Source organism: Microbacterium abyssi (assembly GCF_015277895.1).
Classification (GTDB): domain Bacteria; phylum Actinomycetota; class Actinomycetes; order Actinomycetales; family Microbacteriaceae; genus Microbacterium; species Microbacterium abyssi.
Map to the genome: position 1 here is coordinate 1,399,010 of NZ_CP063815.1, position 14,933 is coordinate 1,413,942.

A 14,933-nucleotide genomic window follows, 5' to 3' on the forward strand; every position below is an offset into this window, starting at 1 on the left:
TGCCGCGCGTGCAGGATGCCGCGGCGAAGAGCTGAATACGGAGACCGTCATGGACATTGAACTCGGGCTGCTGCGCGGAATCGAGAAGGAGAAGGCGATCCCCTTCGACGAACTCGTCGCAATCATCGAGCAGGCCATCCTGACCGCCTACGGCAAGCACGTCTCCGCGGATGGTGCGGTGCCCCAGGGAGTGCGCGTCGAACTCGACCGCAAGACGGGGCACGTCGCCGTCCTCCAGCCCGTCACGGATGACGAGGGCGCCGTGATCGGCGAAGAGGATGCCACCCCTGACGACTTCGGCCGCATCGCGGCGTTCGCCGCCAAGCAGGTCATCAGCCAGCGTCTTCGCGACATCGCCGACGATGCGGTGCTCGGCGAGTTCCGCGGTAAAGAGGGCGACATCGTCGCCGGCGTCATCCAGCAGGGGCCCAACCCGCGGATGATCCACGTCGACCTCGGCAGCGTCGAGGCGATCCTGCCGCCGGAGGAGCAGGTCCCCGGCGAGGAATACACCCACGGCTCGCGTCTGCGCGTATATGTCACCAGCGTCGCGAAGGGCCTCAAAGGGCCGCAGATCACCGTCTCGCGCACCCATCCTGGACTCGTGCGCAAGCTGTTCGCGCTCGAGGTCCCCGAGATCGCCGCGGGTCTGGTCGAGATCGTGTCGCTGGCCCGTGAGGCCGGACACCGCACGAAGATCGCGGTGAAGGCGAACGACCCGTCGATCAACGCCAAGGGCGCCTGCATCGGGGAACTCGGACGCCGTGTGCGCGCAGTGACCGAGGAGCTCGCCGGCGAGAAGATCGACATCGTCGACCACGACGCCGACCTCGCGACCTTCGTCGCGCACGCGCTCTCGCCCGCCAAGGTCACCAGCGCATTCGTGCTGGATGCCGGCACCAAAGCCGTCCGCGCCCTCGTGCCGGACTACCAGCTGTCGCTCGCGATCGGCAAGGAGGGCCAGAACGCCCGTCTCGCCGCGAAGCTCACAGGGGCGAAGATCGACATCCAGCCCGACAGCATTCTTGACGAGTAGCGGATCAATGCGGCAGGGCCGCGTTGATGCGCTACTGATCAAGATTGAGCGAGACGGCGCGGCCGTCGAGTCGAAATCTCCCACTCCGCGGAGGTGTAGGATGGATCCAGTACGAACATGCGTCGGCTGTCGCATGCGTGCTTCCCGATCCGCTCTTCTCAGAGTGGTGGCTGACCACGACGTCCTCGTCTTCGATGAGCGCGCCGTGATGCCGGGGAGGGGCGCGTGGGTGCATCCGACACGGGAGTGCCTGGAATACGCCATCCGGCGGCGGGCCTTCGCACGAGCACTACGTGTGTCGCAGTCCATCGGGTTTCCCGAGGAGGAAGACATGCAGACCATCGAACAGCATTTTCCGAAGAACAAAGGCTGAACGGCTATGGAAACAAAGTGAACGGCTCGAAATGAGACCCGTCCGCGACTAGTGGTCTGCCCTGTCTGGGCAGACCGACCCAGACAGGAGAATTGTGGCTGCCAAACCACGTGTACACGAGATCGCCGCTGAACTCGGCGTCGACAGCAAGATCGCACTTGCGAAGCTGAAGGAACTCGGGGAGTTCGTCAAGAGCCCCTCTTCGACGATCGAGCCGCCCGTGGCTCGCAAACTCCGTGCCGCCATCGAGGCGGACGGTGCGATCAAGCCCAAGACCGAGGACAAGCCTGCCGCCGCGAAGTCGGCCGCAGCAAAGCCCGGCCCCAAGGCGCCGACACCCGGCCCGAAGCCCGGCCCGAAGCCTGCCCCGGAGGAGAAGCCGGCCGCCGAAGCGCCCGCAGCGCCTGAGGCACCCTCCGCCCCCAGCACCCCTGCGCCGAGCGCAGCTGCCCCGTCGGCGGACGGTGGAGCACCGAAGCCCGGCGCACCGCGTCCGGGCAACAACCCGTTCTCGTCCGCGCAAGGCATGGGCCAGCGTCCCGCGGGCCCCCGCCCCGGCAACAACCCCTTCGCGTCCGCGCAGGGCATGGGCCAGCGTCCGACGCCGGGCAACATTCCGCGCCCGCAGGCGCCCCGTCCCGGCGCACCACGTCCGGGTGCACCTCGTCCCGGCTCGCCCCGTCCCGGCGCCCCGCGTGGCGGTCAGGGTGGTCGTCCCGGCGCACCGTTCCAGCAGCGCTCCGGTGGTCCCGGTCGTCCCGGTGGCGGTCCCGGTGCCGGTGGACCCGGAGCCCGTCCCGGTGGCGGCTTCGCGGGTCGTCCCGGTGGCGGCGGTGGCCGTGGCCGTGGACCCGGCGGTGGTACGGCCGGTGCCTTCGGAAAGGGAGGCGGCAAGTCCAAGCAGCGCAAGTCGCGTAGGGCGAAGCGGCAGGAATTCGAGATGCGGGATGCCCCGGTCGTCGGTGGCGTCAACGTCACCCGCGGCAACGGGGAGACCATCCGCATGCGTCGCGGCGCGTCGATCGCTGACTTCGCGGACAAGATCGAGACGCTGACCGGCTACACGGTTCAGCCCGGAACCCTCGTCACGATCCTCTTCAACCTCGGCGAGATGGCCACGGCCACCGAGTCGCTGGACGAGGCGACCTTCGAGGTGCTCGGTGAAGAGCTCGGCTACAAGATCCAGATGGTCTCGCCAGAAGACGAGGACAAGGAGCTCCTCGAGGGCTTCGGTCTCGACCTCGAGAAGGAGCTGGAGGCGGAGAGCGAGGACGACCTCGAGATCCGTCCTCCCGTCGTCACCGTCATGGGTCACGTCGACCACGGTAAAACCCGTCTTCTCGACGCGATCCGTCAGACCAACGTCATCGAGGGTGAGGCCGGAGGCATCACCCAGCACATCGGCGCCTATCAGGTCTGGACAGAGCACGAAGAGATCGAACGCGCCATCACCTTCATCGACACCCCTGGTCACGAGGCGTTCACCGCCATGCGTGCCCGTGGTGCGCAGGTCACCGACCTCGCGATCCTCGTGGTCGCAGCCGATGACGGCATCATGCCGCAGACGGTCGAGGCGCTGAACCACGCCCAGGCGGCGAACGTGCCGATCGTGGTCGCGGTAAACAAGGTCGACAAGCCCGAGGCCAACCCGGCGAAGGTGCGTCAGCAGCTCACCGAGTACGGTCTGGTCGCCGAGGAGTACGGCGGGGACGTCATGTTCGTCGACGTCTCGGCCCGCCAGGGCACCGGAATCCAGGAGCTTCTGGACGCCGTGCTGCTCGTGGCCGATGCAGGTCTTGACCTGACCGCGAACCCGAACAAGTCCGCTCGCGGTGTCGCCATCGAGGCGAAGCTCGACAAGGGTCGCGGTTCGGTCGCCACGGTGCTCATCCAGTCCGGAACCCTGCGCGTCGGTGACTCGATCGTGGCAGGCACCGCCTTCGGCCGTGTTCGCGCCATGCTCGATGAGAACGGCGACGCTGTCGAAGAGGCGGCTCCGTCCCGTCCGGTGCAGGTGCAGGGTCTGAACTCGGTGCCGCGTGCCGGCGACGTCTTCATCGTCACCGAGGAAGACCGCATGGCGCGTCAGATCGCTGAGAAGCGTGAAGCCGTCCAGCGCAACGCACTGCTGGCCAAGGCCCGCAAGCGCATCTCGCTCGAGGACTTCACCCGCGCTCTCGAAGAGGGCAAGGTCGAGACGCTCAACCTCATCATCAAGGGCGACGTGTCCGGTGCCGTCGAGGCGCTGGAGGAGTCGCTCCTCAAGATCGAGGTCGACGATTCCGTGCAGCTGCGCATCATCCACCGCGGGGTCGGCGCGATCACCGAGTCGGATGTGAACCTGGCGACGATCGACAACGCGATCATCGTGGGCTTCAACGTCCGCCCCGACACCAAGGCCCGCGAGGCTGCGGCACGCGAGGGCGTGGATGTCCGGTTCTACTCGGTCATCTATGCCGCGATCGACGAGATCGAGAACTCGCTCAAGGGCATGCTCAAGCCGGAGTTCGAAGAGGTCCAGTCGGGTGTCGCCGAGATCCGCGAGGTGTTCCGCTCCTCGAAGTTCGGCAACATCGCCGGTGTCATCGTTCGCTCGGGCACGATCACCCGAAACGCCAAGGCTCGCGTCATCCGCGACGGTGTCGTCCTGGCCGATGGCCTCGCCATCGAGTCGCTGCGTCGCTTCAAGGATGACGTCACCGAGGTCCGTACGGACTTCGAGGCCGGTATCGGCCTCGGCAAGTACAACGACATCCAGGTCGGCGACGAGATCGAGACCACCGAGATGGTGGAGAAGCCTCGCGGCTGATCCGATCGATCGTGAGGGGCGCCTGCGGGCGCCCCTCATTCGTCACAGAGGAGAAGGAAATGGCTGGAGAACGACAGGCACGTCTGGCGGATCGCATCCGCGTCATCCTGGCCGAGCGCCTGGAGAAGGGACTGCGCGATCCGCGTCTCGGATTCGTCACCATCACCGACGTCCGGGTCTCGGGCGACCTGCAGCACGCCTCCGCCTTCTACACCGTGCTGGGCACGGAGGAGGAGCGCGTCGCCAGTGGTGCAGCCCTCGCCTCCGCGACCGGCATGCTGCGAAGTGAGGTGGGACGCCAGCTCAGCACCCGCCTCGTGCCGACCCTGGAGTTCATCCCCGATGCGCTCCCCGAGAATGCCGACAACATCAGCGCCCTGCTGCGTCAGGCGCAGGAGCGCGACGCCGAGGTGGCGAAGCTCGCATCGTCCGCGAAGCACGCAGGCGACGCCGACCCGTACCGCGCTGAGCTTTCAGAGGACGAGGAGCACTAGACGCTGGCGTCTAGCGGCGGCGCGCCCGCCTTGATAACGTGAGCGGCACTGCTGGCGCGCCGGCGGTCGACGATCGCGGTATTCGGGGGGATACGGGCTTGTGACGAGCGCTTGGCGGCAGGATCCGCACATCTGGTTGCTTCCTGCGCTGGAATGCGAACCCGTCACCGAGATCGCCGCAGACCTGCTCGCGAGCCGCCTGACCACCGCACCGCAGGTGATCGGCACGCTGCTGCGCCGGCTGGACGGCGATCCGGCCACCGTGCGCGAGACCTGCGTGGCACTGAGTCCCGCGCAGCGCACCGGCCAGCGCATGCTGCCACGGTTGCTGCCGCTCGTGCCGTCGATCTCAGCGCGGTTCGATGGCCTCGTGCTCGATCCGGACGACAGACTCACGCTTCTCATGGTGGGACTGAGCGTCGACGACAGTGCCGAGGTGCTGATGCGCGCGACCGGTCTGGCACCCGAAGAGCTTCTGGCCGGCCGGCTGAGCGCACTCCTCGCTGCATCGCACGGCCGCTTCACTCTCGGCGACCGGAGAGCGGCGATCTGGGTGCAGCACACCGCGACCGCCCTCGAGATCGCGTACGCGCACGGACTGCTCGAGCGGGCTCATCGAGATAGGGGCGACGACGATGCGGCCGATTGGCATCGAGCCTGCGGAGCACTGCAGCGCATCCCTGACATCGCTGCGCCGCTGATCGACATGGTCGGTGCGCTGTCCGAGGCCGGTGACGCGCATCGAGCCTTCGCTGTCGCCTCGGAGGCCGCCGCTCACGCCGAGGGCGCGCAGCTCGGCAGGGCGCGAGCGGCCGCGGGAGCCGCAGCGATGAGCGCCGGGTGCTTCGAAGACGCCGCCGAATGGCTCGGTGCTCTGCTCCCGAACACCGACGAGGCCGTCCGCGCGAAGGCCCTCGGCTCCGCGGTCGTCGCCGAGACGAACATGCACGGGATGATCGCGATGATCGACCCCGCCGAGCACCGCCCGCGGGCTGCGGATCCCGACCGGTGGCGCGCCTGGGCACGCACCGCGGGCGTCGCGGCCGTCACGTGCGCGGAACGAGGCGCTTCGCCGGAGATGCGCGCATGGCTGACCGAGCTCCGCGAGGCGGACGCGCGCGCAGAAGCGGACGGCGCCGTGCGCGATGCGGCCGTGGCGCTGTGCTGGATGCTGACCGGCGAGGCCGATGCGGTCGAACCCTGCTCGTGCGGGCCGTTCTCCGGCGCAATGGTCGGGGCACTGCACGCGGCGGTGGGCGGCGACATCGACGACGGACTCGGCATCCTCGCCCGCGCGCAGGCGAGGACCACCGACGAGGACGATCCGCTGGTCGCCGACCTCGAGCGCAGTCCGCTGGTCGACGCCTATCTGGTCGTCACTGAGGCGCTCCTGCGATTCTGGCGCGGCGACGTCGACACGGCGCGGGAACTGCTGACTGCGGCATCCATCGACCTCCCGGTCGGCGTGCCGTTCGCCGGTCTCGGGGCTGTCCTCGCTCAGCGCCTGGACATCGCCGTGCGTGGCGCGCCGGGTGCACTGGCACGATCGCTCGCAGCGACGCTCCCCGGGGGCATCCGGATCGATCGGCTCGTGGACAGCGGGCTGAGCGCCTATCTCGGCGGCGCACCGGAGCAGGCAGCGATCGACGTGACGCTATGGCACGATCGTGGCGCACCGGAACCGGCACTGGGCGTGCCGGGACTGGAGGAAGTCGGGCCGGTCGTCCAGCGGCCGCGCGTCGAACCGCCCGAGACGCGCGAGGCAAGGCGGCTCCTGCATCGCATCCGCACGCTCCCCGAATCATCGTGGCGGCGCGAGCATGATGAGATCGCGGAGGCCGGTCGCCGCCTGAGCTCACCGTTCGATCGCGCACGCGTGGAGGCGCTGCTGGGTTCGACGTGCATCGCGCGGGGCGATGCGTCGGCGGGGCGCCGTCATCTGCGCGCGGCGAGCCGGCTGTTCGAGGACGCCGGAGCGCTCGCCTGGAAGGACGCCGCCGAGGCAAGGCTCTCGAGGCTGATGGTCGCGCTGTCCGCGCACAGCGACCCGGTGACCGAGCCGATCGCGGTCATCCGCGACACCGATCCGCTCGCGGCCAGTCGTGTCGCCTGGGAGACGCTTCTCACGGAACGCGAGATCGAGGTGGCGATGCGGGTGGCATCCGGCGGCGAGAATCGCGAGATCGCGATCGACCTCGACGTCTCGGTGCGCACCGTCGAGGTTCATGTCGGCCGCCTCTTCGACAAGCTCGGCGTCCGCAATCGCGTCGAGCTGGCGGTGCTGGCGCACCGGACCGGCCGGGCCTTCTGACGCTCCTGGGTCACCGGGGGAGGCGGAGGAGCCCGTCGACGGATTCGACGAGACCGTCGACGATCAGCGAGTCGATCGCACGGTCGCGCTGCCCGGCATCCGCCCAGTCGGGGATCACCGCATCTGCAGGCACCTCGCTGCCGGCGGCATCCCGCAGCACCTTGAGCACGGCGCCGCGCGCTTGACGATCCGAGCCCTCGTAGCGGGCCTGCCGCCGGCGGTCATCGCCCGTGTCGGGGCGTCCGGCGGCGACCCAGGCGCAGACATCCACGATCGGGCAGCGTTCGCAGCGCGGCGCGCGTGACGTGCACACCACGGCGCCGAGCTCCATCGCGGCGGCGTTGAACACGGCCGAGTCGGCATCCGCCTCGGGGAGCAGGGCCTCCATGACCGCCAGGTCGCGTCGGGCCGCCGGGCCCGGCTGCGACCTGCCCTCCAGCGCGCGAGCGAGCACACGACGCGTGTTGGTGTCGACCACGGGATGCCGGTCCTCGAATGCGAACGTCGCGACAGCGCGAGCGGTGTAGTCGCCGATTCCGGACAGCGCCAGCAACGCGTCGATGTCGCGCGGCACCGCACCATCGTGACGTTCGGTGATCTCGATCGCCGCCCGATGCAGCCAGAGCGCACGTCGCGGGTAACCGAGATTCGCCCACTGCTGCACAACGTCCGCGGGCGTCGCGCGCGACATCGACGACGGCGTCGGCCAGCGCTCCAGCCACGCCTCGAGGTGCGGGATGACGCGCGTCACCGGTGTCTGCTGGAGCATGAACTCGCTCACCAGTGTGCCCCAGGCGCCGTACCGATCGTGGAATTCCGGCCGCCGCCACGGCAGGTCCCGAGCGTTCGCGCGGTACCAGTCCGACAGCTCCGCGGTCAGGCGCAAGGGGGGTGTCGATCGGACGGGCATCTCGTTAGCCTATGCGGAGCGTCCGGCCCCGGGCGCACGGGAGAGCAGAGGAGTCCGACATGTCTCGCAGACGAACCGGTCCGATCGTGGTCGCCGCTCTCGGAGCGCTGATGCTCGCCGGCTGTGCGACTGCGAGCCCCGCCCCTGAGGCGTCGACACCGGCGCCCGAACCCTCCGCCACGTCCGCCGATCCGGATCCTTCGCCCACCTCGGAGCCTCCCGTCGATCTCGAGGATCCGTCGACCTGGGTCGTCACGGAGACGGGTATCGGCCCGATCGAGACCGGAGGGGACTTCGCCGCGACGCTCGCGGAGCTCCCGGACACGTGGATGAACGACGAGAACTGCTCGTGGGCCGCTTGGTGGAACGCCGAGGACGAGAGCTACAACATGAACTTCGTGCGCGGCACGGAATCCGAGGAAGAGCCGATCGTGCTGGCATCCGCGTCCGCCGCCGACCCCGTCACGCCGGGCGTCGGCCCGCGGACCGAGGAGGGCCTCGGCATCGGATCCACGAAGGACGAGGTGCGGGCCCAGTACCCGGATGCCGCGGAGGGCGAGGCGCCGATCGGCGAAGGCACCTGGCTGAGCGTTCCCGGCGACGGCACGATGATCTTCTTCGAGTACTACACCGGCGATCAGGCGAACGCCGTCACCGTGACGACCCTCGAGGAGCCGCCCTACGAGGTGTGCGGCTGACGCAGCGGCGGCCTGCGCGTCGGTAGGCTGGAGGAATGGTCGCACCCGGCATCCTCCTCGTCGACAAGCCCGGTGGGCTGACCAGTCACGACGTCGTCGCCCGCACGCGTCGCGCGTTCGGGACCCGCAAGGTCGGGCACGCCGGAACGCTCGATCCGATGGCCACCGGACTGCTGGTGATCGGCGTCGAGGGCGCCACGCGCCTGCTCACCTACATCGTCGGCGCCGACAAGACTTACCTCGCCACGATCCGCCTCGGCCGGACGACTTCGACCGACGATGCCGAGGGTGAGACGACCGACCGCACTGCTGCCGACCTCGTGGATGCAGTCACCTCGGCGCGGATCGCGGAGGGTGTGGCCGCGCTCACCGGCGACATCTCGCAGGTGCCGAGCTCGGTCTCGGCGATCAAGGTCGACGGCCGTCGCGCCTATGACAGGGTGCGGGCCGGCGAGGAGGTCGAGCTGAAGGCCAGAGCCGTCACGGTGTCCCGCTTCGACGTCCTCGCCGAGCGGCGCGAGGACGGCTCGATCGACCTCGACGTGGTGGTCGACTGCTCGTCCGGCACCTACATTCGCGCGCTCGCCCGCGACCTGGGAGAGCGCCTCGGTGTCGGGGGACACCTGACGGCACTGCGCCGCACCATGGTCGGTCCGTTCGATGTGGCGGATGCCGTCGGCATCGACGCCCTCGAGGGTGCGCCGACGCTCACCCCCGGCGATGCCGCATCGAAGGTGCTGCAGCGGCTCGACGTCTCCGCGGACGATGCGCGCGACCTGCGCCATGGCAAGCGACTCATCGGCCAGGGCGGGCTGTTGGACGCCGACATCGCAGCGGCGATCGACCAGGACGGCATCCTGGTGGGGATCGTCGAGAAGCGCGGGCGCGATCTGAAGAGCGCCATGAACATGCCCCAGGAGTCCCGATGATCCTGTGGTTCACGAGCATCCAGATCGTCGCGGCGGTGGCCGCCGGCCTGTTCTGCGTCATCGCGGGGCTGATGGGGCGACGCCCGAGCGACTATACGGTCGGTGCCCTCGCCATCATCGAGCTGCTGCTCATCGTGCAGGTGGTCATCGCGATCATCGCGCCGTTCGCCGGCAACCCGCCCACCGGCGACCTGCTCGAGTTCTGGGTGTACCTGGTCTCGGCCGTTCTGCTGCCGATCGGCGGCGTCACCTGGGCTCTCCTGGAGCGCAGCCGGTGGAGCACCGTCATCCTCGGCCTTCTCGCGTTCGCCGTCGCCATCATGCTGTGGCGCATGGAAGTCATCTGGACCGTCCAGGTCGCGTAGCGCGCGGCATCCGGCGGCATCCGGCGGCATCCGGCGGCATCCTGCGCGCTTAGGATGGAAGGCGCTATGACCACCACCGAAACCCGCTCTCGGATGACCGGCATCGGCCGCGTTCTCGTCATCGTCTACGCGGTCATGGCCCTCGCCGCCACCGGACGCAGCTTCGTGCAGATCGTCCGCCGATTCGACGAGGCGCCGCTTGCCTATACGCTCTCTGCCGTCGCCGCCGTCGTCTACATCGTCGCGACCCTCGGACTCGTCTTCGCGAGCCGGCGCGGGTGGTACACGATCGCGTGGGTCGCGATCGTCTTCGAGCTGGCCGGCGTCCTCATCGTCGGCATGCTGAGCCTGACGACGCCCGAGATGTTCCAGCACGATTCGGTGTGGTCGGTGTTCGGTCGCGGATACCTGTTCATCCCACTGGTGCTGCCCATGTTCGGCATCTGGTGGCTGCGCACGCATCGCCCTGCCGCGCGGATCGCCGCGCCTTCCGCCGAGGTGGCGGCGTGATCGTCTTCCGCGACCCCAGCGAGGTGCCAGCCGACTTCGGCCGCTCTGCGGTGGCGATCGGCAAGTTCGACGGCGTGCACGCCGGTCATCGTGCGGTGATCGAGCGCTTGAAGGCGGATGCCGCGGCATCCGGAGCCCGCTCCGTCGCCGTCACGTTCGACCGGAACCCGCTCGCGCTGCTGCGTCCCGACCTCTGCCCCGAGAACGTCGTTTCTGTCGATCGTAAGATCGAGCTCCTCGGCGCGCTGGGGATCGACGCCACGCTCGTGCTGACCTTCGACAGCGACCTCGCCTCGCAACCCGCCGAGCAGTTCGTCCAGGAGATCCTGGTAGGTGCTCTGCACGTATCGACGGTCCTGGTCGGGCGGGACTTCCGGTTCGGGCACCGGGGCGCGGGCACCCCCGAGTTGTTGCGCGAGCTCGGCCCGAGCTACGACTTCTCGGTGGACGTCGTCGACGACGTGTACGTCGAGGGCTCCGATCGGCGCGTCTCGTCCAGCTGGATCCGCGAGCTGCTGGCAGAGGGCGACGTCGCCACGGCGCGGCAGGTGCTCGGCCGTCCCGTCGACGTGCGAGGCGAAGTCGTGCACGGGCACAAGCGCGGCCGGGAGCTCGGCTTCCCGACCGCGAACCTGTCCGAGACCGTGGACGCGTTCGTGCCTGCCGACGGGGTGTACGCCGGGTGGCTGGACGACCACGACACCGGCATCCGCCATCCCGCCGCCGTCTCCGTCGGCACCAATCCGACCTTCGACGACGTGCTCGTCCGCCAGGTGGAGGCGCACGTGATCGACGAGGACGCTCTGGATCTGTACGGCCACGACGTCACAGTGGAGTTCAGCCAGCGGCTGCGCGGCATGGTGGCGTTCGAGGGAATCGACGCGCTGATGCGGCAGATGTCGGCGGATGTCGACGATGCCCGCGCGCTTCTTGGGTCTGATGCCCTAGAATGAGTGTGGTTCTCGACGTTGCGGGTGCGGATTTCGCGCATCGCTGAGCGCGAGAACGAAGTCCGCACGGTCCTGGCTCACCCCACACGCGGATTACTCGTACGGCACGAACCGCCTCTCATGGCGATCCGGTATTCACGCTCAGGAGGAGCATGCCGACTTCGGCAACCGCCGCGACGCGGCGCAGAAAGACATCTCGTCGTGATGACGAGGCCCCGCTGATCCCGATCCTCGCGCGCAAGGTGCGCGAGATCGAGGCGAAGGCGCAGCGCGGCAAGCTCGGCCCCACCAACCGGGTCAAGTTCCAGGTGATCGCCTTCCTGGTGCGTGAGGAGCGCGCCAGGGTGAAGGCGGACGACGCGTTCGGCGACGCCGCGCGCGCCGAGCTCCTCAAGCGGCTCGACGGAGTGGCCACGATCCTGGCCAAGACCGCCGCGCGCGACACCTCGCTGATCCAGTTGCTCGAGGCCGACCAGGCCACCAGCCCGGTCGCCAAGCGCATGCGCCGCGACTGGCTGCTCGAATCGGGCGCCGAACTCGCGCCGGACGAGCTCATCATCACCGACATCGCGCCGGTGCAGGCGCCGGTCGTGCCCGCCGCGCTGGCCGAGAAGCAGGTGACCCCGCCGGCGGTGGAGTCGCGTCAGCTCGCCAACCCCTTCCTCGCTCCCGACCTCACGCCTCGCCCGACCACGACGCCTCGTCGTCGCCTCGACGGCTGGGAGCTGATGGGACCGCTGTACAAGGCATTCGAGACCGGTGCCGGCGGTGCTACTGCGACGATGGAGCTGCCGCCGCTTCCGGAGTACGACCACATCTCGCCCAAGGGCCTCGAGGTCATGGTGCACCAGTCGCGCTTCCTCGAGTCGGTCAGGGCCGGTCACCGCAGCTTCCTGCTCGCGGACGAGCCGGGCCTGGGCAAGACCGCGCAGTCGGTCCTCGCGGCCTCCATCGCGGACGCCTACCCGCTGCTGGTCGTCGTCCCGAACGTCGTGAAGATGAACTGGGCGCGCGAGGTCGAGCGGTGGACGCCCCAGCGTCGCGCAACGGTCATCCAGGGCGACGGCGCCGACATCGATGCTTTCGCCGACGTGTTCATCGTGAACTACGAGATCCTCGACCGGCACCTGTCGTGGTTGGGCTCGATCGGCCTGCAGGGCATGGTCGTCGACGAGGCGCACTTCATCAAGAACCTCACATCCCAGCGATCGCAGAACGTCCTGGCGCTGGCCTCCCGCATCAGAGAGCGCACTCGCGACCCGCTGATGATGGCGCTGACCGGAACGCCGCTGATCAATGACGTCGAGGACTTCGACGCGATCTGGCGCTTCCTCGGCTGGACGACGGGCGACAAGCCCGGATCCGAGCTGATGGAGAAGCTGGATGCCACCGGCCTGACACCCGCCGACAAGGCGTTCTACGGCGAGGCGCGCGACGCCGTCATCTCGATGGGCATCGTGCGGCGCAAGAAGAAGGATGTCGCGGCAGATCTGCCCGACAAGCTCATCGCCGACCTGCCCGTGCAGCTGGACGATGAGTTCGGCCGTGGCATCCGGCAGGCGGAGCGCGAGCTGGGGGAGCGGCTGGCGGCGAAGTACCGCCGCATCATCGAGGCGCGAGGCGATCGCGGGCTCACCGAGGGCGAGATCGACGACGACATCGTGCGTCTCGTGGCGACAGGAGAGCTCGAGGAGTCCCGTGCGGCCGGCACCGGCGGCGACAACGTCTTCACGATGGTGCGCAAGATCGGTCAGGCCAAGGCCGTGCTCGCGGCGGACTACGCGGCGCAGCTGCAGCGCTCGGTGGGCAAGGTCGTTTTCTTCGCCAAGCACATCGACGTCATGGATCAGGCCGAGGAGCACTTCGCGGCATCCGGCATCCGCTACGTCTCGATCCGCGGCGACCAGACGACGCCCGCGCGCCAGCAGGCGATCGACGACTTCAACGGCGACGAGAGCGTCGGCGTCGCGGTATGCTCACTGACCGCTGCCGGCGTCGGCCTCAACCTGCAGGCGGCCTCCAACGTCGTGCTCGCCGAGCTCAGCTGGACCGCGGCGGAGCAGACCCAGGCGATCGACCGCGTGCACCGCATCGGTCAGGACGAACCGGTCACGGCATGGCGCATCATCGCCGCCCATACGATCGACACGAAGATCGCCGAGCTCATCGACCAGAAGCAGGGGCTCGCGGCGCGTGCCCTCGACGGCGAGACCGTCGACGAGGTCGCCAGTGAGAGCGTCCAGCTCGGCGCCCTCATGCACCTGTTGCGCGAGGCCCTCGGCGGCGCGTAAGAATCGCTTTTCTTGCTGCCGATTCCGGGGTCGATGCCCCGGAATCGGCGAGGAATTGCGATGTCACCGGCGGCTGGGCGCAAGATCGATCGTTTTCGCGTGCTCCGAATGGCATCGAGGGATGATGCCCACTAGGGTCGAGAACAGGCAGCGTCGCCCGTCCCCCTCCCTCAACGTCTGAAGGCATCAGCATGAAGATCGGCATCCTCACCAGCGGCGGCGACTGCCCCGGCCTCAACGCGGTCATCCGCGGGATCGTGCTCAAGGGCACCACGTCGTACGACCTCGAGTTCGTCGGCATCCGCGACGGCTGGCGCGGAGTCGTGGAGGGCGACTTCATGCCCCTCACCCGCCACGAGGTGAAGGGCCTGTCCAAGGTCGGCGGCACCATCCTCGGTACGAGCCGTACCAACCCGTACGAGGGCGAGCGCGGTGGAGCCGAGAACATCGCCAAGACGCTGTACGGCCACAAGATCGATGGCATCATCGCGATCGGCGGCGAGGGCACGCTCGCAGCGGCCGACCGTCTCGCGAAGGACGGCATCAAGGTGCTCGGGGTGCCGAAGACGATCGACAACGACCTGCGCGCGACCGACTACTCCTTCGGCTTCGACACCGCCGTCAACATCGCCACCGACGCGATGGACCGCCTCCGCACCACCGGCGACTCGCACCAGCGCTGCATGGTCGCAGAAGTCATGGGCCGGCACGTCGGCTGGATCGCCCTGCACGCAGGTATGGCGGCGGGAGCGCATGTCATCTGCATCCCCGAGGTGCCGATGTCGATCGACGAGATCGCGGCTCAGGTCGCCAGCGCGCACGACCGCGGACGTGCACCGCTCGTCGTGGTGTCGGAGGGCTTCACTCTCAAGGGCATGGACGAGGCGTACAGCGACAAGGGTCTGGATGCCTTCAACCGCCCGCGCCTGGGCGGCATCGGCGACCAGCTGGCTCCCGAGATCGAGCGGATCACCGGCGTGGAGACCCGCGCGACGATCCTCGGCCATATCCAGCGCGGTGGCTCGCCGTCTGGCTTCGACCGGGTGCTCGCCACTCGGCTCGGACTGCACGCGGCCGACGCGATCATCGATGGCGCATGGGGCCAGATGGTCGCCATGAAGGGCACCGATATCGTGCGCGTGCCGTTCGAGGAGGCTCTCGGCGAGCTGAACACCGTGCCGCGCTACCGCTACGACGAGGCCGCGGCGCTCTTCGGCTGAGTCCGCGCCGCGCGCCTCGTCTCCATGTCCGGAAAGT

At 68.8% G+C, this 14,933-nt stretch carries 13 protein-coding genes; 12 read left to right on the forward strand and 1 reads right to left on the reverse strand.

The annotated features are described in order from the left end of the window. The first annotated feature begins 49 nt into the window (after nt 1-49). The 5 genes from nusA to IM776_RS06780 all read left to right on the forward strand — a co-directional run bounded on the left by nusA (nt 50) and on the right by IM776_RS06780 (nt 7,023). Nucleotides 50-1,036 (forward strand): transcription termination factor NusA, encoded by a 987-nt coding sequence (nusA, locus tag IM776_RS06760; protein ID WP_194422222.1) that lies wholly within the window; start codon nt 50-52, stop codon nt 1,034-1,036. 100 nt (nt 1,037-1,136) lie between these two features. Beyond that, nucleotides 1,137-1,409, forward strand: a complete 273-nt coding sequence (locus tag IM776_RS06765; protein WP_194422223.1) for a YlxR family protein — start codon at nt 1,137-1,139, stop codon at nt 1,407-1,409. A 94-nt stretch (nt 1,410-1,503) separates the two neighbouring features. Further along, nucleotides 1,504-4,218, forward strand: coding sequence for a translation initiation factor IF-2 (gene infB / locus IM776_RS06770; protein WP_194422224.1), 2,715 nt, complete (start codon nt 1,504-1,506; stop codon nt 4,216-4,218). A 59-nt stretch (nt 4,219-4,277) separates the two neighbouring features. Beyond that, the gene (gene rbfA / locus IM776_RS06775; RefSeq protein WP_194422225.1) at nt 4,278-4,712 is read left to right on the forward strand and encodes a 30S ribosome-binding factor RbfA; all 435 of its coding nucleotides are present in this window, start codon (nt 4,278-4,280) and stop codon (nt 4,710-4,712) included. 100 nt (nt 4,713-4,812) lie between these two features. Next, nucleotides 4,813-7,023, forward strand: coding sequence for a LuxR C-terminal-related transcriptional regulator (locus IM776_RS06780; protein ID WP_194422226.1), 2,211 nt, complete (start codon nt 4,813-4,815; stop codon nt 7,021-7,023). 10 nt (nt 7,024-7,033) lie between these two features. Here the strand turns inward: IM776_RS06780 and IM776_RS06785 are convergent, their stop codons facing one another. Then, on the reverse strand, nt 7,034-7,933 hold the full coding sequence (locus tag IM776_RS06785; RefSeq protein ID WP_194422227.1) for an A/G-specific adenine glycosylase: 900 nt from the start codon (nt 7,931-7,933) through the stop codon (nt 7,034-7,036). Nucleotides 7,934-7,992: 59 nt separating this feature from the next. Between IM776_RS06785 and IM776_RS06790 the strand changes: the two genes are divergently transcribed. From IM776_RS06790 to IM776_RS06820, 7 genes are all read left to right on the forward strand, one after another. Next, nucleotides 7,993-8,631, forward strand: coding sequence for a hypothetical protein (locus IM776_RS06790; RefSeq protein WP_194422228.1), 639 nt, complete (start codon nt 7,993-7,995; stop codon nt 8,629-8,631). Nucleotides 8,632-8,666: 35 nt separating this feature from the next. After that, nucleotides 8,667-9,560 carry a tRNA pseudouridine(55) synthase TruB gene (truB, locus tag IM776_RS06795; RefSeq protein ID WP_194422229.1) on the forward strand — a complete coding sequence of 298 codons (894 nt, stop codon included), beginning with the start codon at nt 8,667-8,669 and terminating at the stop codon, nt 9,558-9,560. Next, nucleotides 9,557-9,925 carry a hypothetical protein gene (locus tag IM776_RS06800; RefSeq protein WP_194422230.1) on the forward strand — a complete coding sequence of 123 codons (369 nt, stop codon included), beginning with the start codon at nt 9,557-9,559 and terminating at the stop codon, nt 9,923-9,925. The genes truB and IM776_RS06800 overlap by 4 nt, the downstream gene beginning before the upstream one ends. 66 nt (nt 9,926-9,991) lie before the next feature. After that, nucleotides 9,992-10,435, forward strand: a complete 444-nt coding sequence (locus IM776_RS06805; protein WP_228479956.1) for a hypothetical protein — start codon at nt 9,992-9,994, stop codon at nt 10,433-10,435. Continuing rightward, nucleotides 10,432-11,388, forward strand: a complete 957-nt coding sequence (locus tag IM776_RS06810; RefSeq protein ID WP_194422231.1) for a bifunctional riboflavin kinase/FAD synthetase — start codon at nt 10,432-10,434, stop codon at nt 11,386-11,388. The genes IM776_RS06805 and IM776_RS06810 overlap by 4 nt, the downstream gene beginning before the upstream one ends. A 149-nt stretch (nt 11,389-11,537) precedes the next feature. Further along, a complete protein-coding gene (locus IM776_RS06815; protein WP_194422232.1) occupies nt 11,538-13,676 on the forward strand; it encodes a DEAD/DEAH box helicase in 2,139 nt (712 codons plus the stop codon). A gap of 191 nt (nt 13,677-13,867) precedes the next feature. Next, on the forward strand, nt 13,868-14,896 hold the full coding sequence (locus IM776_RS06820) for a 6-phosphofructokinase (protein ID WP_194422233.1): 1,029 nt from the start codon (nt 13,868-13,870) through the stop codon (nt 14,894-14,896). Nucleotides 14,897-14,933 lie beyond the last annotated feature (37 nt).

Excerpts from the sequence above, each read along its gene's own strand:
- nusA (WP_194422222.1), top strand. The coding sequence starts at position 50 with ATGGACATTGAACTCGGGCTGCTGCGCGGAATCGAGAAGGAGAAGGCG.
- IM776_RS06765 (WP_194422223.1), top strand. The coding sequence starts at position 1,137 with ATGGATCCAGTACGAACATGCGTCGGCTGTCGCATGCGTGCTTCCCGA.
- rbfA (WP_194422225.1), top strand. The coding sequence starts at position 4,278 with ATGGCTGGAGAACGACAGGCACGTCTGGCGGATCGCATCCGCGTCATC.
- IM776_RS06785 (WP_194422227.1), bottom strand. The coding sequence starts at position 7,933 with ATGCCCGTCCGATCGACACCCCCCTTGCGCCTGACCGCGGAGCTGTCG.
- IM776_RS06790 (WP_194422228.1), top strand. The coding sequence starts at position 7,993 with ATGTCTCGCAGACGAACCGGTCCGATCGTGGTCGCCGCTCTCGGAGCG.
- truB (WP_194422229.1), top strand. The coding sequence starts at position 8,667 with ATGGTCGCACCCGGCATCCTCCTCGTCGACAAGCCCGGTGGGCTGACC.
- IM776_RS06800 (WP_194422230.1), top strand. The coding sequence starts at position 9,557 with ATGATCCTGTGGTTCACGAGCATCCAGATCGTCGCGGCGGTGGCCGCC.
- IM776_RS06805 (WP_228479956.1), top strand. The coding sequence starts at position 9,992 with ATGACCACCACCGAAACCCGCTCTCGGATGACCGGCATCGGCCGCGTT.
- IM776_RS06815 (WP_194422232.1), top strand. The coding sequence starts at position 11,538 with ATGCCGACTTCGGCAACCGCCGCGACGCGGCGCAGAAAGACATCTCGT.
- IM776_RS06820 (WP_194422233.1), top strand. The coding sequence starts at position 13,868 with ATGAAGATCGGCATCCTCACCAGCGGCGGCGACTGCCCCGGCCTCAAC.